Below are 25,097 nucleotides of genomic sequence, written 5' to 3' on the forward strand. Positions count from 1 at the left end.
TGTCCCCCTTTTTCGCTGGCCGCGGTGCGGCCGTCTTGCGGTACAGGGCAAACCTTATGGCGCAAACGTTGACAGTTTGTTACGGAGTTCCGTTTGTAGCGAGCATGTTTCCAATGTTTCCGCAGCGTTTCGGGGGTGCCGTTTTGTGCGACTCCTGTTGCTTGGCGAGCACGCGCCCTCGGTTCACGCTAGAATGCACTCAACCTTTAAGCGGTTAATCCATCCATAAGATGCACGAAGGAGCTATCTATGAGCGAACCCCTGCGCACCGTGAACGTCGGCCTCATCGGTCTGGGAACCGTCGGCGGCGGCGTGGCCCGCCTGATTAAGAGCCACCACGATGAGTACCTGGCCGCCTACGGCATCGACCTTAAGCTGACCCGCGCCTGCGCGCTTGCCTGGGAGCAGGCTGAAGCAGCCGGTATTGAGCGCGAGGCCTTTACGAGTGACTGGCATGATGTCGTCACCGACCCAGCCGTCGATATCGTCGTCGAGCTCATCGGAGGCGAGCACCCCGCGACCGAGATCTTCACCACCGCCTTCGAGAACGGCAAGCACGTCGTCTCTGCCAACAAGGCCCTGCTGGGCCGTCATGTCGAGACGCTCGCCGAGAAGGCGCGTGAGTGCGGCGTGCAGATTAAGTGCGAGGCCAGCTGCGGTGGCGGCATCCCCATCGTCAGCACGCTCGAGCACGACCTGGTGGGCAACAAGATCCTGACCATCGCCGGCATCCTCAACGGCACCACCAACTATATCCTGTCGCGCATGGACGCCGAGGGCGCCGATTACGCTGACGTGCTCGCCGACGCCCAGGCCAAGGGCTATGCCGAGGCCGACCCGTCCGCCGATGTCGACGGCTTCGACGCCGCCAGCAAGACGGCCATCCTCGCCTCCATCGGCTTTGGCACCCGCGTTACCACCGATGATGTGTACCAGCAGGGTATCCGCACCATCGGCGCCGAGGACATCGCCCAGGCCCGCGAGCTCGGCTACACCATTAAGCTGCTCGGCATCGCCCGCAACACCGACGCCGGCGTCGATGTTCGCGTGCATCCCACGCTCATCCCGGCAGACCATATGCTTGCCAAGGTCAACGGCGCCATGAATGCCGTCTACGTGGTAGGCGACGCCGTGGGCGAGACCATGTTCTACGGCGCGGGCGCAGGCTCCTTCCCCACCGCGAGCGCCGTCGTGGGCGATATCCTGTCGCTCTCCGAGCAGATCAGCCGCGGCGTGGCTCCGCTGCCCGAGATTGAGCCCTATGGCCACAACCTCACCTTTAAGCCCATGGACGAGCTCCAGACCAAGTACTATGTGCGCCTGAAGGTCGCCGACCGCGTGGGTGCCCTGTCCGAGACGGTCGACATCTTTGCCAAGCACAACATCTCGATCTCGCTCATCAACCAGGTCGAGGACGGCAAGTCGGGCGTCAGCGATGCCTGCTCGGTCATCTTCCTGACGCACCGCGCGCTCGAGAAGGACGTCCAGGCTGCCGCCGCCGAGCTTGCCAGCGTCGACTGCGTGGCCGAGGTCGCCAACGTCCTGCGTATCGAGGACGTCGAGGCCTGGACCGAAGGCGTTATGGCCAACTAACCCAACGCTCGCCTAGCAATACGCGCCTTGAGGGCTCCCGTCCGATGTGGGGCGGGAGCCCTTTTGTCACCTGCCCTAAGCACAACGGCAGAGCATATTTGCGCGAGCCGCTCATCGGTAACGCGGGCTACCGTTCACCGATATGCAAACGCGGCCGATTCCGGCTACCGCTACGCTTTGTTGCGAATGTCCGCCCGCGATGAGAGGAAATACCATGTTGCTCGAGGGCAAGAAAGCAGTCATCACCGGAGGCACGCGCGGTATCGGCTATGCCATCGCCTGCCGTTTTATCGAGGAAGGCGCTGCCGTCACCGTCTTTGGCTCGCGCCAGGAGACTGCCGACACGGCCGTTGAGAAGCTGGCAGCCGCCTATCCCGACGCCAAGGTCTGGGGTCGCTCCTGCGATCTCACCTCGCTCGAGGCCGTGACTGAGGCCTTTACGCAGACTGCAGCCGACATGGGCGGCTTGGACACGGTCGTCAACAATGCCGGTATCTCCCAACGTTCACCCCTCTTGGACTACACGGCCGAGGAGTTCGCAAAGGTCATGGACCTTAACGTCGTCGCCGTCTTTAATGGCCACCAGGCTGCCGCCAAGATCATGACCGAGGCCGGCCACGGCGGCACCATCACTACCACAAGCTCGATGGTCGCCAAGTACGGCCAGCCCTCCGGCGTCGGTTACCCCACGTCCAAGTTTGCCGTCAACGGTATGGTCCAGTCGCTCTCGCGCGAGCTCGCTCCCATGGGCATCCGCGTCAACGCCGTCGCCCCCGGCGTGACTAAGACCGACATGGTCGCCAACCTGCCCGAAGAGGTCATCAAGCCCATCATCGCCACCATTCCGCTGGGTCGCATGGGCGAGCCCGAGGATGTCGCCAACGCCTTTGTTTTCCTGGCGAGCGACATGTCCTCCTATGTCACGGGCGCCGTGCTCCCCGTCGACGGAGCCGCCCGCTCCTAAGGAGCCACAAGCTTTGGCTTCAAGCTTCAACATAGCTCAACCAAAAAGGCGCGCCGTCTGAATCAACTGCAGACAGCGCGCCTTCTCCTGTTATGAAAGGGAAACTATGTCCCAGTATTTCGGATCAGAACGGGGCACGGTTTCCCCCAGGACCTCCTTGCGGAAACTGCATCCCACTCTGAGCGCCCATTCCGGGACACAGCTTCCCAACGGCCCCCGTTTCGGAAACCACATCCCGTTCCGAGTCTTCAAAGCGGGACGCGGCTTCCCCGAGAGAGTATCGACTACTTACCGTCGTCGTTCTCGGCCTCTTCGCGTGCGTAAAGCTCCAGCATGCGGCGGCGGTATTCGCGCACGGCGAGCTTGGCGCGCTCCAAGCGGCGACGCTCGCGCGGAGTCAGCTCGGACGGGTCAACCTCATCACCATAGGTCTTATCGGCAAGAAGATGCGCCGCATCCACGATGCGGGCATCGATGTGGCCGCTCGCCGCCTCGGCAGAAAGACGCTCGGCAATCGTATCGAGCGTAGGCAGGCCCTCGAATACGCGACCATGGCCATGCGAAGTCAGCAGCTCATGCTCGCGCGCGAGCAAGCTCGCTAGGTCGTGGTGAGCGCGCAGGATGTCGAGCGCATCGGATGGATGCTCGGCAACCTCTGCCACGGCGGCGACCGGTGCGGCGTCGACCACGCGGTAGAAGAGCTGCGCGAGCAATGGCATCAAGAACACCGTGATGGCGCCGGCGGCAACCATAACCGACGCGATGTCTTGCGACAGCGCACCTGCGTTGACGGCAACGCTCGTCACGGCAACGATGATCGGCAGCGCCGTGGTGCAGTAGAGCGCCACGGTGATGCGGCCATACGCCGAGACATCGCGCGTCGCAGGACAAATGCTCATAGAGATAAGAATGGGCACGGCACGAATAATCAACAACGCCACGATAAAGCCCGCGAGCAAGCCCGGGCGCGACGCCACGGCCGTCAGGTCGATCTTTGCGCCCGATACGGTAAAGAACACCGGAATCAAAAAGCCGTAGGCCAGGCCGTCGAGCTTGGTCTCGAGCGTATGGTTGCCCTCGGGGATGATATAGCGCAGGACAAAGCCGGCGGCAAAAGAACCCAACACGATGTCGAGATCAAAGACGGCCGAGAACGCCACGAGCGTGACCAGGATGAGCACCGTCAGGCGCACGAAGGTCTGCGACGTGGTATCGGCGCGCTCCTCAACAAACGCAAAGAAGCGGCTGCCGACGCGCTTGGAGCGGCTTGGGACCACGGCCAGCAACACGCAAACCACCGCAAACAAGCCAAGGATAACGAGCGTTTGGATGCCAGTGCGGGCAGACAACAGCACCGACATGGCGAGCACGGGACCGAGCTCGCCCCAAGTGCCATACGCGAGAATCGAGTCGCCCACGCGCGTGCCGGTGAGCGAGCGCTCACGCATGATGGGCACAAGCGTACCGAGCGCCGTCGAAGTGAGGGCAAGCGTCACGGCGATACCGTCGAAATGACTGACTGAGAACCACGGGGTAAAGCGCACGGCAAGCCAGGCGATACCAAACGTGACGACCCACGTCGCCAAGCCGTAGCGCCCCTCGACGCCCGTGATGCTCTTGGGGTCGATCTCAAAGCCGGCAAGCAGGAACAAAAAGGCCAGGCCCAGCTCGGACACAAGCGAGACCTCAGCATCTACATGGATGACGCCGAGCATATGGGGTCCCAGCACCGCGCCGAGCACGAGCAAAAAGACCGTCTCGGGAACGGGTTTTCCGGGAATCGCCGAGGCGATAAAAGGACTCGCAAAGGCCACGAGTGCGATGATGGCGAGCGAAACGAATGCCATGTGATGCCTTTCTCTTGTTTGCGCTTCACTGTAGCACCCTCGCCGTCCTCAACGCGCCGCGAGCTGTCGTATCATAGTGAGGTTTACAAACATGTGGCTCAAGGCGACCGCAGGGCAGACCCCGCAAACCGACCGCTGCCGCATACCGTACCGTACGCCCAACCGATCAGGAAGGCAGGAACCAATGGTCTCTCGTATCTACGTGGAGAAGAAACCCGGGTTCGACGTCGAGGCTCAGCAGCTCAAGGGCGAGCTGACCGAAATTCTCGGCATCAAGGGCATCGAGGCCCTGAGGATCATCAACCGCTACGACGTCGAGGGCATCGACGAGGAGCTTTTCCGCTCCTGCGTGCCGACCGTCTTTAGCGAGCCCCAGGTCGATGTGACCTACGACGAGCTCCCCGCAAGCGATGGCGCCGTCTTTGCCGTCGAATTCCTGCCTGGCCAGTTTGACCAGCGCGCCGACTCCGCCAGCGAGTGTGTGCAGCTCATCAGCCAGGGCGAGCGCCCCGCCGTGCGCTCCGCCAAGGTCTATATGATCTCGGGCGCTCTGGACGAAGCCGCCGTCGAGGCCATCAAGCACTACGTGGTGAACCCCGTCGAGGCGCGCATCGCCTCGCTCGACCTGCCCAAGACACTGTACATGGAGACCCCCGAGCCTGCGCCCGTCGAGGTGCTCGACGGCTTCCGCGAGCTTGACGAGGCAGGCCTTGCCGCCTTTATTTCCGAGCGCGGTCTTGCCATGGACGAGGCGGACATCGCCTTCTGCCAGCAGTACTTCCGCGATGAGGATCGCGACCCCACCATCACCGAGATCCGCGTGATCGACACCTACTGGTCCGATCACTGCCGCCACACCACCTTCGGCACCGTCCTGGACGACGTGACGATCGACGACGCCGTGGTGCAGCAGGCCTTCGACCGCTACATGGAAATGCGCCACGAGCTCGGTCGCGACGCCAAGCCCGTCTGCCTCATGGACATGGGCACCATCGGCGCCAAGTACCTTAAGAAGACCGGCGTCATGACCGATGTCGACGAGTCCGAGGAGATCAACGCCTGCACCGTCAAGGTGAAGGTCGATGTCGATGGCGAGGACCAGGACTGGCTGTTCCTGTTTAAGAACGAGACCCACAACCACCCGACCGAGATCGAGCCCTTCGGCGGTGCCGCCACCTGCGTGGGCGGTGCCATCCGCGACCCGCTCTCGGGCCGCAGCTACGTGTACCAGGCCATGCGTGTCACCGGCGCCGGCGACCCCACTGTCCCGGTTTCCGAGACGCTCGAGGGTAAGCTTCCGCAGCGCAAACTCGTGACCACCGCCGCCGCCGGCTACTCCAGCTACGGCAACCAGATCGGCCTTGCCACCGGCCAGGTCAACGAGCTCTATCACCCCGGCTACGTGGCCAAGCGCATGGAGGTCGGCGCCGTCGTGGGCGCTACCCCGGCAAACCACGTGCGCCGCGAGTGCCCCGCCCCCACCGACAAAATCATCCTTTTGGGCGGCCGCACCGGCCGTGACGGCATCGGCGGTGCCACCGGCTCATCCAAGACCCAGAACACCGAGTCCATCGAGACCTCGGGCGCCGAGGTCCAGAAAGGCAACGCCCCGGTCGAGCGCAAGCTGCAGCGCCTGTTCCGCCGCGGCGACGCCTGCCGCCTGATCAAGCGCTGCAACGACTTTGGCGCCGGCGGCGTCTCGGTCGCCGTGGGCGAGCTTGCCGACGGCCTGTACGTGGACCTGGACACCGTGACCAAGAAGTACGACGGCCTGGACGGCACCGAGCTCGCCATCTCCGAGTCCCAGGAGCGTATGGCCTGCGCCGTCGCCGACGGTGACGTCGAGGAGTTCATGGGCTACGCCGCCGAGGAGAACCTCGAGGCGACCGTTATCGCCGAGGTTACCGCCGAGCCGCGCATGCGCATGGCCTGGAACGGCGTCGCCATCGTCGACCTATCCCGCGAGTTCCTCAACTCCAACGGTGCACCCAAGCACCAGGTCGCCCACGTCTGCGCCCGCAGCGTGTGGCAGCCCAGCTGGGCCGGCACCACGCTTGCCGAGCGCATGACCTCGCTGGTCACCGACCTCAACGTCGCCTCCAACAAGGGCCTTTCCGAACGCTTCGACTCCACCATCGGCGCCGCGACCGTGCTCATGCCCTTTGGCGGCAAGACGCAGCTCACCCCAAGCTCGGCCATGGTCGCCAAGTTCCCCGTGGACGGCGAGACCACCACGGCAAGCGCTATGGCATGGGGCTTCAACCCCTACCTGATGGAGGCCGACCAGTTTGCGGGCGCTTACCTGTCCGTGGTCGAGTCCATCGCCAAGCTCGTAGCCGCCGGCTTTGAGCACAAGCGCGCCTACCTCTCCTTCCAGGAGTACTTCGAGCGCCTGCGCACCGAGGCCGAGCGTTGGGGCAAGCCCATGGCAGCCGTCCTAGGCGCCCTTATGGCCCAGGTCGACCTGGGTGCCGGCGCCATCGGCGGCAAGGACTCCATGAGCGGCTCGTTTGAGGACGAGGCCGGCGAGCTCAACGTTCCGCCGACCCTGATCAGCTTCGCTGTCGCCGTGGGCAAGGCGGCGCGCGCTGTCTCCCCCGAGTTCAAGGGCCTCACACACCGCGTCGTCCGTATCGCCCCCGCCACCTATGGTGAGGACTACCGCCCCGATGCCCAGCAGCTGCTCGCCGCGTTTGACGCCGTCGAGGCGCTCACCGCCAACGGCAACGCCCTGGCCATCTCCACGCCCGGCTACGGCTGCGGCGCCGAGAGCCTCTTTAAAATGTGCGTCGGCAACCAGATCGGTATCGAGCTTGCCGAGGATGTGGACGTGGAGAGCCTCTTCACCCCGCTCTACGGTAGCTTTATCGTCGAGCTCGCCGAGGATGCCGAGCTGCCCGAGGTCGCCGACGGCGTTGTCGTCGAGCCCCTGGGCACCACCGTCGAGGGCTATGTCATCGACACCGGCTCTGAGGTCATCGAGCTCGCCGAGCTCCAGGAGGCCTGGGAGAGCGGCATCGAGGGCGTCTTCGCCTACCGCAGCGCCGGCGAGACCCCCGAGGTCGAGACCATCGACTTCCGCGCCAAGGATATCCACGTGTACGGCGGCGCCAAGATCGCCCGCCCGCGCGTGATCATCCCCGTGTTCCCCGGCAACAACTGCGAGTACGACAGCGCCCGCGCCTTCCGTGCCGCCGGTGCCGAGGCCGACACCTTCGTGATCAACAACCTCACGCCCGAGGCCGTCGCCGAGAGCACCCACGAGCTTGCCCGCCGCATCCGTGCAAGCCAGATCGTTATGATCCCCGGCGGCTTCTCGGGCGGCGACGAGCCCGACGGCTCTGCCAAGTTCATCACGGCGTTCTTCCGCGCTCCCGAGGTCACCGAGGCAGTCCGCGACCTGCTCAAGGCCCGCGATGGCCTGATGCTGGGCATCTGCAACGGCTTCCAGGCCCTGATCAAGCTCGGCCTGGTGCCCTACGGCGACATCGTCGACGCCACGCCCGATGCGCCCACGTTGACGTTCAACACCATCGGTCGCCACCAGAGCCGTCTGGTGCGCACCCGCATCTCGTCCAACCTGTCCCCGTGGCTGTCGCAGTGCAGCCTGGACGACCCCTACACCGTCGCCATCAGTCACGGCGAGGGCCGCTTCGTCGCTAACGACGAGGTGCTCGCCCAGCTTATCGCCAACGGCCAGGTCGCCACGCAGTACGTGGGCGAGGACGGCAAGCCCAGCATGGATCTTTCCGTCAACCCCAACGGCTCCGCACTCGCCATCGAGGGCATCACGAGCCCCGACGGCCGCGTCCTGGGCAAGATGGGCCACGCCGAGCGTCGCGGCGACAACCTGTACCGCAACGTGCCCGAGCATGTCCCCGGCGATAAGTTCATGCCGATCTTTGAGAGCGGCGTAGCCTACTTCGCCTAAAGCTTTCCCATCGGGTACAATCCCCTCGGGTAACATCACCCGCCACCGGCACACCCGGTGGCGGGTTCTTTTTTGCTTCGCGCATACAGGAAGGACACCATGGAAAGCCGCAAGCCGTATCTCGCCACCCTACCCGGACTCATCCTGGGCTGCCTTGTTTGTTGCGCGCTCTGGGGGTCGGCTTTCCCCTGCATCAAAATCGGCTATGCGCTCTTTGGCATCCCCGCGCACGATAGCGCCTCGCAGCTGCTCTTCGCGGGTCTGCGCTTCACCCTTGCCGGCATGCTGGTCATTGTTGGCATGAGTGTGGCCCAGCGCCGTCCGCTCGTTCCGCAAGCGCGCGACATCAAGCCCATCCTCACGTTGTCGCTCTTCCAGACTATCGGCCAGTACTTCTTTTTCTACCTGGGACTCTCGCGCGCCAGCGCCATGTCGAGCTCCATCATCGAGGCCAGCGCCAACTTCCTAGCCATCCTCTTTGCCGCCCTGGCGTTTCGCACCGAAAAGCTCGATGTGGCCAAGGTGCTCGGCTGTGTGCTGGGCTTTGCCGGTGTCGCGCTCGTCAACCTTTCGAGCGCAGGCGGCACCTTTGGCTTTACGCTCGACGGCGAGGGCTTTATCCTGGCCTCCACCGTCGCGGGTGCCCTTTCGACCTGCCTGATCGGCATCTTCTCGCGCGAGCACAACGGCGTCTTACTTGCCGGGTGGCAGTTCTTGGTCGGCGGCCTGGTCCTCACCGCCATCGGCTTTTTGATGGGTGGCGCGCTCTCCCCCACGGCGATTGCCCCCGCTATCGCGCTCATCATCTACATGGCGCTTATCTCCGCGGTCGCCTACTCGCTGTGGTCGCGCCTGCTTGCCGTCAACCCCGTCAGCCGCGTCTCGGTCTTTGGGTTTATGAACCCCGTCTTTGGTGTGATGCTGAGCGCGCTGCTGCTCGGCGAGGGCGCTGGCACGAGCCCCGTTACCGTCATCGTTGCCCTGCTGTTGGTCTGCGGCGGCATCATCATCGTCAACAAACCCAAAAAGCCTAGCGAACTGCCCTTATTTAGCAGAGAGATTCACATACTTTAGTTTAATGGAGTACATCGGTGAGCTGAGGGCCGCCACGCACGCAAGCGTGCGCCCCTTTTTCTAGCGTATCTGGACGCCGGCTTTCTTTTTCTCGGCCTTGACGCGGTAGAGCTCCGCGTCGGCAGCACGAAGCAAGTCTTGCCAGGTATCGACGCCATCACCAACCCGTGCGTAGCCGATGGACATCCGCAACAGATACGGAACCTCGGCGCGCGCGAGCTCGTCGTTGATTGTCGCGCACAGATGCATGATATCCTGTTCCGCCACTGCCTTTTGGAGCACCACGAACTCATCGCCACCATAACGTGCGATAAAGCCGCCAGACGCCGAGCAGACTTCTTTGAGCGCAGCAGATATGACCTGAAGAGCGTGGTCGCCCTCCACATGCCCATAGCGATCGTTAATCTGCTTAAAGCCGTCGGCGTCCATCATAAGCAGATATACATCTTCGGCCTGATCCACATTTGAGAAGAGCGACAGCATATAGGTCTCAAAACGGTTGCGATTGTTAAGTCCAGTCAACGGGTCGGTCGAGATCAGCTGCTCCTGGTAGATGATGTAGAGCAGCAACATGCTAATCATTATGCCGACACAAAGGCCGGGCACCGAGTATACGACCTGAAAGGTACCGCCCACCAGGGCCGGAATGGCGAAAAATGCCAAGGTTCGATAGATGGCCTTCGTCTGCAGGCTCTCGACCCTGCGAGATTGCACAAACGCATGCAGGGATGTATGTATAACGTAACAGTAGCTGACGATGGGCTGGATCATATAGGCAAAGCCGCGACGATACACGCCCTGCGAATCGATATAGAACAGGGCGTGCGTCCAGTAACTGGTAAACGCCAGCACGACCACCAGAGCCGTAGGCAACGCTACAAGCACCACCCTATAGCGCGAGGTCAAAAGGCGAGAACCCTGCACCGTCTCGGAATAGATAAACCAAATGAGACACGCGATAGCAAAGAGCGAAAACGAAACCGCGTTGGAAATCCAGTTGGCAGCAATGCCCAACGTGCCGTCCACACCGTCCGAAAGCGTCCAGATCATATCGAATAATATGTACGCGGCAGAGGTGTAGCCAAGCATGCTAAACAATAACTGCTGGGTGCTCGAGAACAAGGAGCGACGACTTCGCATGGCAAGCCCGATAAGAACAATCATGCATAGCACGAATATCTCAATCTTGAGTGCCTTAACCACTAGCGCCATCCCTTCAATATCCAAGTGGTCAGAATCGCCCAATTCGAATCAGGGCAATAAACACCCCTTTACTCCGCAGGGGTAAAGGGGATAATAGCAGAGCGCCCGAACATCACTGCAAAACAGTTTCTGTTCGGGCGCCCATACGGCGCGAATTGCACACGCCGGCATCATTGATGGGTATCGATCGCTACTCGCCATCGATGTCAGTCGCGACGGCCTCCTCGATGGCCTCGACACCGACAGGCGACAGATCCTCCTTGCCTTGGCAGAACTTCTTGTCGACCCAGCCAGTCAGAATCGGAGCCATGATCGCCGTGATGATAACGGCGGTGGCGATCTGAGCGTACGCGGTGGGCGCAAGCTCGGCGTAGCGCGGTGCGACCTCGGCGAGGGCAACCGGTGTGGTCATAGCCGTGCCGGCAATGGTGGAGCAAGCCACAGCGGCCTTGCCATTGCCGCCGCACAGACGCTCGAACGCAAAGGTGATGGGACCGACGACAAACAGCGTGACAAGGCCCAGCAAGATGCCGGAAATACCGCCGGTGATAAAGCTCGACAGGCTCATGGACGCACCGAGCTGAAATCCGATGACGGCAATCGCGGGATTGGCACCGGGAACCAGCAGGTTCTTGATAAACGGGAACAGGTTGCCCAGAACCATGCCAATAACGAGTGGCAAGATGGAGCCGATAATGGTGCCAATGGGAATGTTGGCGAGGCCGGAAACACCGAGGATGATCATCGTGACGGCGGGGCCAGCCGTAAAGAACAGGATACCGACGGCGCCCTGCTCGGACTCATCGCCGAACTCGCCCATGATGCCCGTATAGAGCGCCATGTTGCAAAACGTGATGCCGCCGATGATAGACACGGAGCTCAGACCCAGGAAGTTGTCGTTAAAGAAATATGCTACGCCCAGGCCGAGGGCCGCTGCGACGACCAGCTTGGGGATCAGCACGACGATACCGGTCTTGATGGCACCCGGCGTGGACTTAAAGCTGATGCCGGCGCCCACAAACAGCAGGATCGCGGCGACGATGGTATTGGAGCCACCGCGGCAGGCAGCCGTAAAGAAGCCGCCGATCTCAAAAACCTGCGGGCAGAAGGTGTTGAGCAAAAGACCGACGATCATCGGATAGATCATGATGTCGCCCGGGATGCGCGGGACCTTGAATTTCTTTTGCTCGTTGGCGGTCGCTTCCTGTGCCATGAAACCCCCATTTCCGCTGACGGGGTACAAAAGCCCACGTCACGCTTTGCTACAGTAAAGTTTGACCATGGTACCAGAAGAAATAGACCAGCTCGGTGAAAAATTCGACAAGTTGGGATGGAACGAGATTCGGCGCCCGCGACGCCACCCCTATATAAGGCTCAAGACGATATAGAGTACGATGCCCGAGACGCAGCACCACAGCATCGATTTTGTCTTGACCGCCACGACCACGACGCCGGCGGCCGCAATCCAGGGAACCAAGGCAGGCCAGAGCCCCGCGTCGAACGCGCCGGGACTCACCAAGCCGTTGGCGACCAGCGCGGCAAAGGCAGCGGGCGGGATATAGCCCAGGGCCTCGGTAATGCGGGGCGACAGCGTTCTCCCGCGCAAGGCAAACGCCGGCGCGATGCGAAAGAACGCGATAGCAGACCACGACGACAGCCACAGAACCAAGAACTCGTTAACGGGCATCGCGGGCACCTCTTCCGTCAAATACAGCATCGCACGCCAGCGCAATGGCAATGCCGACCACGACGCTTGCCGGCACGGCAATATTCGTGAGGCCCAAGAACTTGCATACGGCGACGGACACCGCGCCCGAAACCGCCGCGACAACGTTGCCGCGCGACAGCCGCTGCGAAAAGAGTAGACAGATAAAGAGCGACGTGCAGACGAAGCTAGCAATAGCGGTGGGAACATCGACAACGGCACCGACGATGGCACCCATCGTGCACGAAGCGCCCCATGTCACGATGAGGATCACGTTGAGCACGAAGGATTCGCGCGGGCCCCAATCCTCCCCCTCAACCAGCTTGGCAAGCGAGATGCCGTATGCCTCCTCGGTGAGCGTCGCGGCAACAGCCAGCGTCTGACGCTTCGAGGCGCCCGCCAGATGGGGTGCGATCGATGCCGAATAAAGTGCAAAGCGCGAGGAGATGGCGGCGACGCTCGCGATAATCGAAGGTGCCGGTACGCCCGCCAGCCAAAGATTGCAGATCATAAACTGGCCGCTGCCCGTCACAAACGTGCTGCTCAGAGCAAAGACCATCCAGGGCTCCATTCCCGTCTGCCCCATGATCATTCCGCACGGCGCGCCTATCGCAACATAGGTAAGCATCACCGGCCAGACGGTTCTAACGATTTTGAGCACCATACGCTTCTTATCCTGACAAGGTCTCCGAGCCGCATGTAGCGACACGGCAGAATCATCATCCGACAGCAACCGAGTTCGCCTACAATTGCCACCGGATCGAAAGACACAACTTTTTAGGAAGTCATTATGACAGCTATCGATCGAGACCGGGCGCGCGCGGCCTTCAAAAGCTACACCGATGCCTACGACGCCACCAACCCACGCATCGCGCTCAAAATCGAGCATACGTACCACGTGGCCGAGGCATGCGATGCCGTAGCGCGCGAGCAGGGCTGGTCGTCAGAAGATATTGACCTAGCATGGCTTTGCGGCCTGCTACACGATATGGGCCGCTTTGAGCAGCTGCGACGCTGGGACACCTTTAAGGACGCCGAGAGCATGAGCCATGCGGCGCTGGGCATCGAGGTCCTCTTTGGCGAGAATCCCGCCGATGCACCCGCCGTAACGAGCATCCGCGACTTTATCGATGACCCGGTAGAAGATGAGCTCATCCGAGCGAGCATTGCCTATCACAGCGATTTCCGTCTACCCGCACAGCTCGACGAGCGCACGCGGAGCTTCTGCGATATCGTGCGCGATGGTGACAAGATCGACATTATGCGCACCATCGCCGACAGCACCGTCGAGACCATCCTTAAGGTGGATGAGGACACGTTTCTCGCCAGCCACTTCTCGGCACCGACGCTGGCCGCCTTTGACGAGCACCGCTGCGTCACGCGCGATGAGCCCGCAGACTACCTGGTGGGACTCATCTGCTTTATGTTTGAGCTCGTCTATCCAGCGAGCCGCGCGCTGGCGCGCGAGCAGGGCGATATCCACCGCCTGCTCGACGCGCCCTTTGGCATTGCACGGCCTTTTAGCGACCCCACCACGCAAGCGACCTGGGAGCGCCTAAAGAACGAGATGCGCACCTGGCTGGCGCGCGCCTAGCGCTCAAGCTGAGCTAGGAGCTCCTCAACGACCTCGACGGCGTCACCGACAACCTTGTACTGCGCAGCGCCGAAAATGGGGGCATCCGGGTCCTCGTTGATGGCGACAATGCACTCCGCCCCACCGATGCCGGCGAGATGCTGGATAGCACCCGAGACACCGATGCTCACGAGGAGCTTGGGCGAGACCGATACACCCGTCTGGCCAATTTGGTGGCGATACTCCAACCAGCCTGCCTCCACAATGGGACGCGTGCAACCAAGCTCGGCACCCAAGGCATCGGCGAGCTTTCGCATCAGGGGCAGATTTTTCTTGGAGCCGATGCCGCGGCCCACCACGACCAGACGCTCGGCATCGGCAATCGATGCCTGCTGTCCCCACTCCTCGGCGGGAATCGAGATCTCGACACGGGCCTTAACGTCTTCCGCAAGCATCACCTGGGTGATCGTGCTGGAGCGGCTATAGTCAAACTCGGGCGCCTTAAAGATACCGGGGCGCACCGTTGCCATCTGCGGGCGGTGGTTGGGGCAGATAATGGTGGCCATCAGGTTGCCGCCAAACGCCGGGCGCGTCTGCTGCAGCAGACCCGTCTCCGTATCCATAGAAAGCACCGTGCAGTCGGCCGTAAGGCCCGTCTGCTGGCGCACGGCAACGCCAGGCGCCAGCTCGCGGCCAAAGGCGGTCGCACCGTACAGAATTGCCTCGGGCTTGCGCTCGGCTACCAAATCGCAGATGAGGCGAGCATAGACCTCCGCGTCGTTCTGACGCAGGCGCTCGTCACGACAGACCAGAACTTCGTCCGCACCGGCGCAAACCAGATGTTCCAGGTCCCCGAGCGAGCCCTCGGGGCCCATGCCGACCAGCGCCACCAGGCGACAGCCACGTGCATCGGCAAGCTCGCGGCCCTTGCCCATGAGCTCGAAGGCCACGGATGCCACGGCATCGTGCTCGTCAGTTTGCACGAAGACCCAAATGTCTCGATATGCGTCAAGGTCTACCGCGCCAGCGGCCTCGTCGCGCTCGATCGAGATGGCGTTGACGGGGCAGGCGTCGACGCACCCGCCGCACAGGATACAGCCGTCGGTTACGCGGGCACAGCGATTGGGGCGCTCGCCCTCCACCACAATGCCGCCCGAGGCGCAGGCGCGAACGCAGCGACCACAGCCGATGCAGACTTCGCTATCGATAATCAGCCCGCTCATCTATGCCATCCCCTCGATAATCTTGGCAAGTTTTACCGCCTGCTCGGACGCCGTTCCCTCAACGGCCTCGCACGTTTGGTCACGGTCGGGCACAAACGAGCGCACGACCTGCGTCGGTGATCCGGCAAGGCCGCAGCGTGCGGGGTCGGCGTTCACGTCGGCAGCGTTGACCACGCGCACGCCTGCATCCTCGGCCGCGCGAATACCGGCAATACTCGGCATGCGCAGCTGGCCAATCTCCTTGGCAGTCGTCATTGCACATGGCATCTCCAGGTACACCGTCTCCTCGCCGGCATCGCAGCCGTGGACGAGCGCCAGCGAGCCACACGTCGTAAATCCCACGCTCTGCACACAGCTCACGTCGGTCACGCAGGGAATCTCAAAAGCTCCGGCCAGCTCGGGGCCGATCTGGGCCGTATCGCCGTCCACTGCCATCTTGCCGCAGATGAGCAGGTCAAAGTCCTCATCGAGTGCCTCGATGCCGCATTTGAGGGCATAGGTGGTGGCTAGGGTATCGGCACCCGCAAAGGCTCGGTCGGTCAGCAGCAGCGCGTCGTCGGCACCGCGGGCGATGCAGTCGCGCAGCAGCGATTCGGTCGCGGGGATGCCCATCGACACCACCGTTACGCGCACGTCCATGCCAAAGCCGATAAAGTCGTCTTTCAGCGCCAGCGCGCATTCCAAAGCGCTCGCATCAAAGGGATTAATGACCGCCTGCTTGCCATCGCGCACGATGGTATTGGTCTTGGGGTCCATCTTGACCTCGGTGCTGCCCGGCACGGCCTTGACGCACACCACCATATGGAAATCGCTCATCTTCACGCGCCCCCTTTCTGGACGAGCTCATCCAAGAGCTTCTCCGCAAACAGGTTGCCACGACCCAGCTGCCCGTCGGGATCGAGCTGGAGCTTGAGCCGCGCCGACTCGACCATGGCCTCTTGACCGTACATCGTCTCTAAGAAGCCCGCCTTGATCTTGCCGACGCCGTGCTCGGCAGAAACGGCACCGCCCATGGCCGTGACCTCGGAAGCCCACTGGGCAAAGAGTTCTCCACCGCGACGGTAGTCCTGCGCATCGCGCGGCAGGATGTTCACATGCAGATGGTTGTTACCGATGTGCCCCCAGGCAGCAGATTCAAGCCCGCTTTCGGCCAGCGTGCGGCGATAGAGGGCCACGACATCGGCAAGGCGTGCATTGGGCACCGACATGTCCGAACCCAGTTTGGTGATGGTGGGATCCGTGCGGCGACGCTCGTCGATCAGCATATTGACGCTCTCGGGGACCGCATGGCGGAAGAACCGCTGGCACTCGCGATCAACCTCGGTGCGCGCGACCCATGTCGCATCGTCGCGGCCACCCGCGAACTCGAGCACCCATCCCAGGTGGTACAGTTCCTCGGTCGCCTGGGCTTCGTCGTCGCAGTCGAGCTCCACGTAGACACAGACCTTGGCGTCTTTGTCGAGCGCCGGCAGCGAGGCGAACGCCGTCGACTGCTCGCGCTGGCGACGTAGGATATCCAGGGCGCCCGCATCGAAATATTCGATGGCAGCCGCGTGGGACAGGACGGGACGCACAGAATCGGTAAAGGACACGGCCTTGTCTTCGCTGTCAAAGAAACAGCTCACGCCCCAAACGACCGCAGGCGCCGCCTGCAGGGCAATCTCGAGCTCGGTGATAACGCCGAGCGTGCCGCACGCGCCGATAAAGAGGTCGATGGCGTCCATATCGTCCGCAACGAAATAGCCTGAGGCATTTTTTGTCTCGGGCATGGTATAGCCGGGAAGATCGAGCTCGAGTGCACGGCCCGCTGCCGTCACGAGCGACAGGTGGCGGCCCTGGGCAAAAGCCTCGCCGCGCTGAAGCTCAAGCAAATCGCCATCAGCCAGCGCGACGTGGAGTCCCGTGATATGTGGGCGCATGGGACCGTAGGCGTAGCTGCGGGCACCGGAGGCGTTACATGCCGCCATGCCGCCCAGACAGGCAGACGCCTCGGTGGGATCGGTGGGAAAAAACTGCTCCGGGGCCTCTTGGAACTCCTCGTAGGCCTCAAGCGATACCTGGTCCCAACCAGCGATCGGCAGCACCTTCTTGCTCAGCTGCTTGCGCAGCTCCGAGAGCACAACGCCCGGCTCCACACGCAGCAGAAATTGGCCTTGTTCATCGCGGCGAAGGCCCAAGTAACGATTCATACGGGAAGTATTGAGGATATGCCCGCCGTGGGGCACGGCGCCGGCGGCAAGGCCAGTTCGGGCGCCCTGAACCGTTACCGGGACACACTCGGCATGGAGCTTTTCCAAAATGGCACGGACCTCGTCTTCCGTTGTCGGAAACGAGATGCTCGATGCTTCGCCCGATGCACGAGATTCATCGCGACCATACTCTTCGAACTCGTCGGTGAAGGGTTTGATGGTTGCAGACACGCGAACTCCCCCTTTAGCTAACTACAGTGTTTGCAGGGAGATGTTACCGCATCGTTTCGTCGACGTGTTCGAGACCGTCTCCATAATTGGCGATTTTTACGTTTGTGCAATTCGGCGAACGGCAAAGCTTCCTCGGCAGACGATGCTTTTGACACATATCGCCCCGCCGTCGCCGACCGCTCGATTGTCGCTCGAAAAAAGTTGAAGTAATTTTTTCCACCTTTTACCTGCGGAGATGTCAATCCGTCAAGCATTTGGTCAGAAATTGGTCAAGTAGCGGCTGATACGGTCGGCGTCGACAGCCAAAACCGATAGAAGTTTTGGCCCCAGAAGCAGGGAGGTTCCCATGGCATATTACTGGCCCCAGTACGGCGTCGCCATCGAGGTCGACGACGATCCCTATCTCCTGCCTTTCGACGAAGAGGCGTTCCCCGACACGGCGGTCTACCACGTCACCACCGATGTTATCTGCGACCCCGAGTCGTTCTCGGCGCTCGCCCACCACATCGCGCGTATCCACGACATCGAGCTCCCTCACGACTTTGACGAGCTCATCTACTCGCGCCGCCTGATGCTTCACATGCTCTTTGGAGCGGACCCGTCCACGTTCGCACGTGTCTACACCACCAAGGACGCCGCATGAGTGCGAAGAAGCCGCCCCGCCTCGCAGGACTGGGGCGTCGCAAGAAACTCGTCGTTGTCTGTCTGGCTATCGTCTGCGCCCTCATCGCCGTAGGGCTATACGCCTGGCAGTCGCAGCCCGTGCCCGAAGCGGGCGCCTCAGTCACGACGGCAGAGGGTAAATCGCGACAAGAAATCCAAGATGAGCTCGATGCCATCGTCCGCGACAACATGATGACGATTTCGGTCGCGCCGGTCGCTCAGCTACAGGAGGACGGCAAGCTGCGCGTCAACGTGCAAAACGTCCAAGACAATAAATTTCCCCAGCGATTCCGCGTCATCCAAAACGACGAGACCATGTACGAATCCGGTGTGGTCGAGACCGGCAAGACAATCGAGACGTGCCCCGCTGGCGACATCAAAGAAGGCGAGGCATACATCGAGATCCAAGCACTCGATGCCAAGACCCTCGACAGCCACGGCAATCCGACACGTGTCAAGGTACGGGTTGAGCAAGCCGAGAACTAGCTTTTTCGGCCGACGCGGCACCGCACGCAATTCACCAGCATTCGTCCAATCATCGCGGGGACGGCCCGCGGCGAATAGAAAGGAACGACCATGGACATCACCAGGAACATGAACGGAGCCAGAGCGCTCGTCGTGGGCGCAGGGCTCGCGCTCGCGCTCGCAATGGGCGCCGCCCCGACGCCAGCTCTGGCAGCCGGGCGCGTTGGAACCACGAAAGTAATGGTCAGGACCGAGATCGACAACGTAGAGTTCAAAGTTCCGACGGTTATTCCCTTCGTCGCCAAGGCCGACGGCACGCTTCAGGGCCCCTCAGAAGACGCGACCACCATCGACAATCATTCGGCCTACGGCATCCATGTCACCAACATGAAGATCGACGCCATGAACACCTGGACCATTGCCGCCGACGCCAAGGCCGGAACCGCGCAGAATTCCATCGACTTTAAGGTCGGCCCCGACGGCGCACTCCAGAACGCCAGCGCCGCAATGCAGGAGACGGGCCTCGATCTTTCCAAGAATGCAGCCTTCGACATGGGCTACCAGGGCATTGCCGGCGGCACGGACAAAATTAAGCTCAAGACAAGCGGAAACGTCGCCCGCGTCACGCGCGACATCTTCCGCGTAACCGGCGAAGGCGATCAGGTTGCAACGATCACCTGGACGGTCGAGCCCGGTGCGCACACGGCATAAGGCCGTCGCCCTGGCCACCGCCGTCAGTATCCTAGCGTTTGGGCCAGCCATGGCCTTTGCCCAGCAAGAACAGGCGCAGGCCGCCACGCAGGTGACGGTCGACCTCTCGGAGCTCGACCGCGGCAACTGCAAGGAACCGTTGGCACAGACAGACGACAGACGATGGCTCTTGGCAGCAGGCGCCACGGCAGCAGGCGCGGGAACCGCCGGCCTCGGTCTGCACATCAAACGCAGCCAGAAACGAAACACGGACAGGCCGCACTAAATTAGCTAAGGAGACCCCATGGCATCGAAGAACCTTTTGCCCGTCGTCGCACTCTGCGGCGCGCTCGCAACCGGAACGCCTGTCGCCGCTTGGGCGACTCCCGTCATGGCAGACTCCTTACCAGCAGCCCTAAGCTCCGCACCAAATCCGTCGAGCGCCATTGCGTGCAAGCGTTTTTCGTTCGCACAGGCCGCAATCTCAACCTCGGGATGCCTTCGTCGTAATACGGACGGCTCGATAGTCGTGGATATCAATCGTTCGAACAAGGCAAACGGCTCCCAGGCGGGGTGCGCCGTCTGCACGTGGCGCTCGATTGTGCTCGATGCAGATGGCGATCCGTGCGATTTGGGGTTGCGCATCGATATCGCTTCGGTCGATGACTCGGCGAACGGAGCGAAGGTCGCCTTCGACGGTGCGTTTTTCGAGAAAGGAGGCGGTATATGTCTGGGCTGCGCCGCCGCGAATGCAGACGATGTGCAGCCCACCCTCTCATTCACGGCATCGCTGCGGCTGACCAAGGCGGGCACCGATGCCATCGCGGCGGGAGAAGCATCCCTGCTGTTCTACGCCGCCAGCACCGAAGACACAGACATTCATTTCGAGAAGCCGGCCGGATCGCTCAGCCTTACGCGCGGGACGGAGGCAGGCCCTATTGCGATCGATACCCACACGCTAGGCAGGCAACGCATTCTTGCCGACCCGGCGCTTCTCGAGATGGAGTGGAACGGATCCGGAGCCGTCGGGATTGTCCCCTCCGCGCTTGACGCCAAGACGCTCCCCTCAAACGACGAACCCATCAACGCAACCATACAAGAAGAGAGCACGGACAAAGAAGCAGGTGCGGGCGACACGCCGTCGCCGACAAACAGCGTCCCAGCTTCTTTCGAAGCACCGAATGAGCCCGCTACCGGTCCAAACGATCCCGAGCTCGCGGACAGTCTGGGGCTTGCTGATCCTCAGGAGATCGATGAAGGTAACTGCTGCGTGCTTGCCGCCCTCGACCACACGGAGGTCATCGATGCTGCAAACATCGAAGTTGCCGCCGCCAATCAGCCCGTCCGCAAGTCGGCCATCATCGCATTTCCCGAATCCATCGAAGTCGTCTTTTTGCCATCGGGCGAGGTCGTGGCCCCAACACTGCTCACCTTGTTGGGCGCCAAGAATACTCGAAACGAAATTAAAAAGGTCACGGTTGTCGACCCTGCAACCACCGCTAAACTGCGTCTATACGCCGTTGCCCCAGACGGAGGCAAGACCTTGGAATTCGATGGCGACACACTTCTAGCCTGGCGACGTCTGGACATTATGCAAGACGTCTCGTATCAGATCGAACTCGAAGGGTTTGATCGTGCCCGCGATGCCAATATCATCGCCGCGGCTATTGAATCCCCACAGCGGCTTATGACACTGCGCTTTGACTACTATCCCTATGTCCCGACAACCACCTGAGGCTTAAATGCTGCGCATCATTCCTAATACCACTTATATAACGTATTAGATGAGTCGCGATGTGCCTCGCATTTCGTTCTGCTACGATTGCCACGTTGGCATCAATACAGGAGGGCTCATGCCGGGCTTGGGAACAATCATCAACGTTGCGCTTTTAGTTGCGGGCGGTCTTTTGGGATTAGCGGGCGGCCGCTTCATTACACCGCGCATCCAAGACACGCTCATGAAAGCATCGGGGCTGTGCGTCCTGTTTATCGGCCTGGGCGGCACCATGCAAAAGATGCTCGTCATCGATGGAAAGGCGCTAGCGACCACCGGTACCACCATGCTCATCGTATCGTTTGCCCTCGGCTCGCTCATCGGCGAAGCCATTAACCTGGAAGCCGGCATCGAAAACCTGGGCGAATGGCTCAAGCGCAAAACCGGCAGCGAGGGAGACAACGAGTTCACCAATGCCTTTGTCTCGACATCGCTGACCGTCTGCATCGGTGCCATGGCTATCGTGGGATCAATCCAAGACGGCTTGCTCGGCGACTGGTCCACGCTTGCCCTCAAGGGCGCGCTGGACTGCATCATCGTCTGCACCATGACGGCTTCGCTCGGCCGCGGCTGCATCTTCTCCGCCCTGCCCGTTGCCGTATTCCAGGGAACGATTACGCTGTTTGCCGGCGCACTCTCCCCTATCATGACCACGGCAGCCCTCAACAGCCTTTCGCTTGTGGGATCCATGCTCATCTTCTGTGTTGGCGTTAACCTTATTCGACCTCAGACCTTCCGCACGGCCAACATGCTTCCCTCCGTCGTCATCGCCGTCATCTACGCCCTCCTGTTCTAAACTATCAGCATAGTGATATCTCGAACACCTGTTTGATGCTGTGCTATGATATGAGGTCACCGTAGCTGCGTTCGAGAGGAGGAGCGGTGGCCGACCAGGACATCAAGATGCTCATCGAGCGCATTATGGCCGAGGCCCGGACCCATCAGTCCGCCCGCTTCTCAAACGAAACCTACGCAGACGAGCCGATTCTCAAAACCGGCCGACAGATGCAGAATTTCCTCCCCGACCAGTACCGTAAAATGCGCGAGATATCGCGCTGGCAGGATGACCCCAAGGGCGGTGCGGGCCGCTGGCTTTCGGAAGCCGAGCTTTTTTACCGCCAGGGCCTGCTGATGGCCGACTTTGAGGACGACTGTCCCTACAACGGCACCTTTAAGTCGTACTTTCCCACCTACAACGCCATGAGCGACCGGCAGCTGCGCGGCTACTTTACCTGGCGTGCCCAAGTGCGCCGCGGAACCGTCGAGGAAACGTCTACGTCCTTTGCCTTTCTGTATCTCTATGAGCTGATTTGCGGCATTGGCGTAGATAATCCACTCGATGGTTTTAACAAGATCAGGGCTTTTTGGGATGTCTATCGCGCCTTCGAGCCCGGCATCGACCGGTTTGCGCGCGTGTGGCTGCAAGATTACGCCGTGTTCCACGGGCTCGACCCCAAGCTGCTTCGTGACTCTAAAACCGTCATGTTCGATAACGCCCTTATCGAGCTGCGACGCGCGGCGCGAGACCTTGTACCGGCACCGGCACCGTCCGGCCAGACCCCTAAGCGTCGCAAAACCTCCGAGCCCACGCTCCCCCTTCCGCCCGATGAGGTGCGCGAGGAGCGACTCATGGCCGCCATCAACGCCCTCTCCACGTACAACCTAAGTAGCTCGCGGCTCGACCGCAGCCACCACCGCGATCTGCGCCACGTGGCGTGCGCCGTGTATGTCCGCATGGCGCGCTACTATGACACGCACCGAAAGACCGGCATCGTGGCAAGTTTATTTGGGGAGGAGACGGCCATGCCCTACACCATGTTTGCCTCGGCCGTATTCTTTGCGCCCGAGCGCCACGAGGACTGCGAATACCGTCTGGACCCCATCCATATCTACCGTTGCCAAAACGGTTTTTGGGAATGCATGCGGATTCACGGCAGCAGACAAAAGAGCAGCAAACTTGGCGAGATGATGCGCGCCTGCGACCAACGCCTGCGCCTGGCCCTGGACCCTGCCCATCCCCTTAAGGAAGAAAAGGTCCCCAAATATCTGGCCAAGATTATCGATGACGAGGTTGTGACATGGCTTTCGTGGGACGCTGCACACCAGCCCGTCAAGATCGATATCGATTTGAGCCAGCTGGGGCACATTCGGAGCGCTGCCGCACAAACGCGCGAAGCGCTTTTGATTGACGAGGAACGCGAGGACGGCGCGTCCGCAGAAGCCGAGGCAGCGGACTCAGGGCAACCGGAAGCCGAGCCCGTAGCCGACGCGACGGTCGAGGCGGTCGCGGCGGCCGCAGGGCAGGACGAGTCCGACGAGCCGACCATATCCACCGAACAGTTTGGTGTCGTGGCACCGCTTCTCGCGCCGACGCCCGCGTTCGCAGCGGCTGCGCCCGCTGACGCCACGAACGAACTCGCGCTCGCCGCAGACGCCTATCTCCGCGCGCTGCTCGAGCACAACGCAGTACAGGCGGAATCGGCGGTAGTGCAATCGGAGCAGAGCGAGGACATGCTCGTCGATACCATCAACGAGGCGCTCTTTGACCTGGTGGGCGACACCGTAATTGAATTTAGCGCGGCAGGGCCGCAGATTATCGAGGACTACGAAGCAGACGTGAGAGGATACCTAGACCATGAGTGATACCGCATCCGCAGCACCTCGCGTGCCCAAGCGCGTCGCTGCCGTCATTCTCAACTCGCTCAAGGGCGGCGTGGTCCCGCGCATCGGCCTTCCTTACATCACCGTAGGCCGCGAGGTCGAGATCCGCGCCCTGCTCACCGATCTGAGCCTCATCGCCGACGGTGGCGCGAGCTTCCGCTTTCTGGTCGGTCGTTACGGCGCCGGCAAGAGCTTTTTGCTCCAGACCATCCGCACGCACGCCATGGGCGAGGGATTCGTCGTCGCTGATGCCGACCTGTCGCCCGAGCGCCGCCTGCAGGGCGGTCAGGGACAGGGCCTTGCCACCTACCGCGAGCTCATCCGCAATATATCGACCAAGACGCGCCCCGAGGGCGGTGCGCTCAACCTTATCCTAGATCGCTGGGTCGCCTCATGTGCCGACGTCGACGAGTCGGTCGTCAATGCCCAACTGGCCCCGCTCGAGGAGATGGTCCACGGCTTCGACTTCACCCGCATGCTCCGCCGCTATCGCATGGCCGCATCCGGGGGCGACGAAGAGACCATGAGCCGCGTGACCAAATGGATCCGCGGCGAATACCGCACCAAGAGCGAGGCGCGCGCCGAGCTGGGCTCCTCGACCATCATCAGCGATGACGACTGGTACGACTACGTCAAACTCATCGCGCGTTTTTTGGTTTGCAGCGGCTACAAGGGCATGCTGGTGCTCATCGACGAGCTCGTGAATCTGTATAAGATTCCCAATGCCATCACGCGCCAGTACAACTACGAGAAGATCCTGACCATGTACAACGACACACTTCAGGGCAAGGCGCAGTACCTGGGCATGATCATGGGCGGCACGCCAACCTCCATCGAAGACCGCCGCCGCGGCGTGTTCTCCTACGAGGCTCTGCGCAGCCGACTCGCTCAGGGTCGCTTTGCGCGCCAGGACCTTAAGGACATGCTCGCACCCATCATCCGCCTGCAGCCGCTCACCTACGAGGAGCTACTGGTGCTCATCGAAAAACTCATGCAAATTCACGCCGGCTACTTTGGCTGGACGCCCACGCTTACCGAGAACGACTTGGTGGACTTCCTCAAGATCGAGTTCGGTCGTGTGGGAGCCGACACGCATCTGACGCCGCGTGAAGTCATTCGTGACTTTATCGAGTTGCTCGACATCCTATGCCAAAACCCCGACGCCAACGTGGCCGAGCTGCTGCAAAGCGTCGGCGGCGACGCGCTGGCGCCGGCAGCCGCAACAGGCGACACCGATACCGCAGGCGGCGACCGTAACTTCGCCGAATTCACCATCTAACCTGCCAAAAAGGGACAGGTTTATTTTGGCAG

Annotated in this window: 21 protein-coding genes; 13 read left to right on the forward strand and 8 right to left on the reverse strand. The window is 61.6% G+C overall.

Annotated elements, in window-relative coordinates; translation table 11 throughout:
• Positions 1-249: 249 nt before the first annotated feature.
• A complete protein-coding gene (locus I2H81_RS02365; protein WP_195644399.1) occupies positions 250-1,593 on the forward strand; it encodes a homoserine dehydrogenase in 1,344 nt (447 codons plus the stop codon).
• 214 nt (positions 1,594-1,807) lie between these two features.
• Positions 1,808-2,557 (forward strand): SDR family NAD(P)-dependent oxidoreductase, encoded by a 750-nt coding sequence (locus I2H81_RS02370; RefSeq protein WP_195644400.1) that lies wholly within the window; start codon positions 1,808-1,810, stop codon positions 2,555-2,557.
• Positions 2,558-2,841: 284 nt separating this feature from the next.
• Here I2H81_RS02370 and I2H81_RS02375 read toward each other — a convergent pair whose 3' ends face one another.
• Positions 2,842-4,404: a cation:proton antiporter domain-containing protein gene (locus I2H81_RS02375; RefSeq protein ID WP_195644401.1), complete on the reverse strand. Its 1,563-nt coding sequence runs from the start codon at positions 4,402-4,404 to the stop codon at positions 2,842-2,844.
• 184 nt (positions 4,405-4,588) lie between these two features.
• On the opposite strand from I2H81_RS02375, the gene I2H81_RS02380 reads away from it, so the two are divergent.
• Entirely contained in the window at positions 4,589-8,335 is a 3,747-nt protein-coding gene (locus tag I2H81_RS02380; RefSeq protein ID WP_195644402.1) for a phosphoribosylformylglycinamidine synthase, read from the forward strand.
• Between the two features lie 99 nt (positions 8,336-8,434).
• Positions 8,435-9,409 (forward strand): DMT family transporter, encoded by a 975-nt coding sequence (locus tag I2H81_RS02385; protein WP_195644403.1) that lies wholly within the window; start codon positions 8,435-8,437, stop codon positions 9,407-9,409.
• Positions 9,410-9,469: 60 nt separating this feature from the next.
• Here the strand turns inward: I2H81_RS02385 and I2H81_RS02390 are convergent, their stop codons facing one another.
• The 4 genes from I2H81_RS02390 to I2H81_RS02405 all read right to left on the reverse strand — a co-directional run bounded on the left by I2H81_RS02390 (position 9,470) and on the right by I2H81_RS02405 (position 13,206).
• Positions 9,470-10,612 carry a GGDEF domain-containing protein gene (locus I2H81_RS02390; RefSeq protein ID WP_195644404.1) on the reverse strand — a complete coding sequence of 381 codons (1,143 nt, stop codon included), beginning with the start codon at positions 10,610-10,612 and terminating at the stop codon, positions 9,470-9,472.
• 190 nt (positions 10,613-10,802) lie between these two features.
• On the reverse strand, positions 10,803-11,825 hold the full coding sequence (locus I2H81_RS02395; RefSeq protein ID WP_117645720.1) for a 2-keto-3-deoxygluconate permease: 1,023 nt from the start codon (positions 11,823-11,825) through the stop codon (positions 10,803-10,805).
• Positions 11,826-11,975: 150 nt separating this feature from the next.
• A complete protein-coding gene (locus I2H81_RS02400; RefSeq protein ID WP_195644405.1) occupies positions 11,976-12,299 on the reverse strand; it encodes an AzlD domain-containing protein in 324 nt (107 codons plus the stop codon).
• Positions 12,289-13,206 carry an AzlC family ABC transporter permease gene (locus tag I2H81_RS02405; protein ID WP_324253199.1) on the reverse strand — a complete coding sequence of 306 codons (918 nt, stop codon included), beginning with the start codon at positions 13,204-13,206 and terminating at the stop codon, positions 12,289-12,291. Before I2H81_RS02405 ends, I2H81_RS02400 begins: the two co-directional genes overlap by 11 nt.
• On the opposite strand from I2H81_RS02405, the gene I2H81_RS02410 reads away from it, so the two are divergent.
• Positions 13,108-13,911 (forward strand): HD domain-containing protein, encoded by an 804-nt coding sequence (locus I2H81_RS02410; RefSeq protein ID WP_195644407.1) that lies wholly within the window; start codon positions 13,108-13,110, stop codon positions 13,909-13,911. The genes I2H81_RS02405 and I2H81_RS02410 overlap by 99 nt on opposite strands.
• Here the strand turns inward: I2H81_RS02410 and I2H81_RS02415 are convergent.
• The 3 genes from I2H81_RS02415 to I2H81_RS10560 are packed head-to-tail and all read right to left on the reverse strand — an operon-like array spanning position 13,908 to position 17,533.
• Positions 13,908-15,113: an electron transfer flavoprotein subunit alpha gene (locus tag I2H81_RS02415; RefSeq protein ID WP_195644408.1), complete on the reverse strand. Its 1,206-nt coding sequence runs from the start codon at positions 15,111-15,113 to the stop codon at positions 13,908-13,910. The two genes, I2H81_RS02410 and I2H81_RS02415, sit on opposite strands and share 4 nt — an antisense overlap.
• The gene (locus tag I2H81_RS02420) at positions 15,114-15,929 is read right to left on the reverse strand and encodes an electron transfer flavoprotein subunit beta/FixA family protein (RefSeq protein ID WP_195644409.1); all 816 of its coding nucleotides are present in this window, start codon (positions 15,927-15,929) and stop codon (positions 15,114-15,116) included.
• A 2-nt stretch (positions 15,930-15,931) separates the two neighbouring features.
• Positions 15,932-17,533, reverse strand: a complete 1,602-nt coding sequence (locus I2H81_RS10560; RefSeq protein ID WP_271817445.1) for an FAD-binding oxidoreductase — start codon at positions 17,531-17,533, stop codon at positions 15,932-15,934.
• Between the two features lie 346 nt (positions 17,534-17,879).
• On the opposite strand from I2H81_RS10560, the gene I2H81_RS02430 reads away from it, so the two are divergent.
• The 8 genes from I2H81_RS02430 (at position 17,880) to I2H81_RS02465 (ending at position 25,065) form a co-directional block, all read left to right on the forward strand.
• The gene (locus I2H81_RS02430) at positions 17,880-18,176 is read left to right on the forward strand and encodes a hypothetical protein (protein WP_089573322.1); all 297 of its coding nucleotides are present in this window, start codon (positions 17,880-17,882) and stop codon (positions 18,174-18,176) included.
• Positions 18,173-18,682: a cell division protein FtsQ/DivIB gene (locus tag I2H81_RS02435; protein ID WP_099431401.1), complete on the forward strand. Its 510-nt coding sequence runs from the start codon at positions 18,173-18,175 to the stop codon at positions 18,680-18,682. Before I2H81_RS02430 ends, I2H81_RS02435 begins: the two co-directional genes overlap by 4 nt.
• A gap of 90 nt (positions 18,683-18,772) precedes the next feature.
• The gene (locus tag I2H81_RS02440) at positions 18,773-19,372 is read left to right on the forward strand and encodes a hypothetical protein (protein WP_089573324.1); all 600 of its coding nucleotides are present in this window, start codon (positions 18,773-18,775) and stop codon (positions 19,370-19,372) included.
• Positions 19,356-19,637, forward strand: coding sequence for a hypothetical protein (locus tag I2H81_RS02445; RefSeq protein ID WP_118384834.1), 282 nt, complete (start codon positions 19,356-19,358; stop codon positions 19,635-19,637). The genes I2H81_RS02440 and I2H81_RS02445 overlap by 17 nt, the downstream gene beginning before the upstream one ends.
• 18 nt (positions 19,638-19,655) lie before the next feature.
• Positions 19,656-21,086: a hypothetical protein gene (locus I2H81_RS02450; RefSeq protein WP_117563506.1), complete on the forward strand. Its 1,431-nt coding sequence runs from the start codon at positions 19,656-19,658 to the stop codon at positions 21,084-21,086.
• A gap of 118 nt (positions 21,087-21,204) precedes the next feature.
• The gene (locus tag I2H81_RS02455; protein WP_195644410.1) at positions 21,205-21,921 is read left to right on the forward strand and encodes a DUF554 domain-containing protein; all 717 of its coding nucleotides are present in this window, start codon (positions 21,205-21,207) and stop codon (positions 21,919-21,921) included.
• An 86-nt stretch (positions 21,922-22,007) separates the two neighbouring features.
• The gene (locus I2H81_RS02460; protein ID WP_271817446.1) at positions 22,008-23,768 is read left to right on the forward strand and encodes a TerB N-terminal domain-containing protein; all 1,761 of its coding nucleotides are present in this window, start codon (positions 22,008-22,010) and stop codon (positions 23,766-23,768) included.
• Entirely contained in the window at positions 23,761-25,065 is a 1,305-nt protein-coding gene (locus I2H81_RS02465; RefSeq protein ID WP_117645733.1) for an ATP-binding protein, read from the forward strand. Before I2H81_RS02460 ends, I2H81_RS02465 begins: the two co-directional genes overlap by 8 nt.
• The last annotated feature ends 32 nt before the right edge of the window (positions 25,066-25,097 follow it).

Origin of the sequence: Collinsella aerofaciens, from assembly GCF_015561195.1 — a bacterium.
Taxonomy (GTDB): Bacteria; Actinomycetota; Coriobacteriia; order Coriobacteriales; family Coriobacteriaceae; genus Collinsella; species Collinsella aerofaciens_AC.

What these genes read in the sequence shown, in the direction of transcription:
- I2H81_RS02365 (WP_195644399.1), top strand. Translation starts at nt 250, where the DNA reads ATGAGCGAACCCCTGCGCACCGTGAACGTCGGCCTCATCGGTCTGGGA.
- I2H81_RS02370 (WP_195644400.1), top strand. Translation starts at nt 1,808, where the DNA reads ATGTTGCTCGAGGGCAAGAAAGCAGTCATCACCGGAGGCACGCGCGGT.
- I2H81_RS02375 (WP_195644401.1), bottom strand. Translation starts at nt 4,404, where the DNA reads ATGGCATTCGTTTCGCTCGCCATCATCGCACTCGTGGCCTTTGCGAGT.
- I2H81_RS02380 (WP_195644402.1), top strand. Translation starts at nt 4,589, where the DNA reads ATGGTCTCTCGTATCTACGTGGAGAAGAAACCCGGGTTCGACGTCGAG.
- I2H81_RS02385 (WP_195644403.1), top strand. Translation starts at nt 8,435, where the DNA reads ATGGAAAGCCGCAAGCCGTATCTCGCCACCCTACCCGGACTCATCCTG.
- I2H81_RS02395 (WP_117645720.1), bottom strand. Translation starts at nt 11,825, where the DNA reads ATGGCACAGGAAGCGACCGCCAACGAGCAAAAGAAATTCAAGGTCCCG.
- I2H81_RS02400 (WP_195644405.1), bottom strand. Translation starts at nt 12,299, where the DNA reads ATGCCCGTTAACGAGTTCTTGGTTCTGTGGCTGTCGTCGTGGTCTGCT.
- I2H81_RS02410 (WP_195644407.1), top strand. Translation starts at nt 13,108, where the DNA reads ATGACAGCTATCGATCGAGACCGGGCGCGCGCGGCCTTCAAAAGCTAC.
- I2H81_RS02405 (WP_324253199.1), bottom strand. Translation starts at nt 13,206, where the DNA reads ATGCTCGATTTTGAGCGCGATGCGTGGGTTGGTGGCGTCGTAGGCATC.
- I2H81_RS02415 (WP_195644408.1), bottom strand. Translation starts at nt 15,113, where the DNA reads ATGAGCGGGCTGATTATCGATAGCGAAGTCTGCATCGGCTGTGGTCGC.
- I2H81_RS02420 (WP_195644409.1), bottom strand. Translation starts at nt 15,929, where the DNA reads ATGAGCGATTTCCATATGGTGGTGTGCGTCAAGGCCGTGCCGGGCAGC.
- I2H81_RS02430 (WP_089573322.1), top strand. Translation starts at nt 17,880, where the DNA reads ATGGCATATTACTGGCCCCAGTACGGCGTCGCCATCGAGGTCGACGAC.
- I2H81_RS02435 (WP_099431401.1), top strand. Translation starts at nt 18,173, where the DNA reads ATGAGTGCGAAGAAGCCGCCCCGCCTCGCAGGACTGGGGCGTCGCAAG.
- I2H81_RS02440 (WP_089573324.1), top strand. Translation starts at nt 18,773, where the DNA reads ATGGACATCACCAGGAACATGAACGGAGCCAGAGCGCTCGTCGTGGGC.
- I2H81_RS02450 (WP_117563506.1), top strand. Translation starts at nt 19,656, where the DNA reads ATGGCATCGAAGAACCTTTTGCCCGTCGTCGCACTCTGCGGCGCGCTC.
- I2H81_RS02455 (WP_195644410.1), top strand. Translation starts at nt 21,205, where the DNA reads ATGCCGGGCTTGGGAACAATCATCAACGTTGCGCTTTTAGTTGCGGGC.
- I2H81_RS02465 (WP_117645733.1), top strand. Translation starts at nt 23,761, where the DNA reads ATGAGTGATACCGCATCCGCAGCACCTCGCGTGCCCAAGCGCGTCGCT.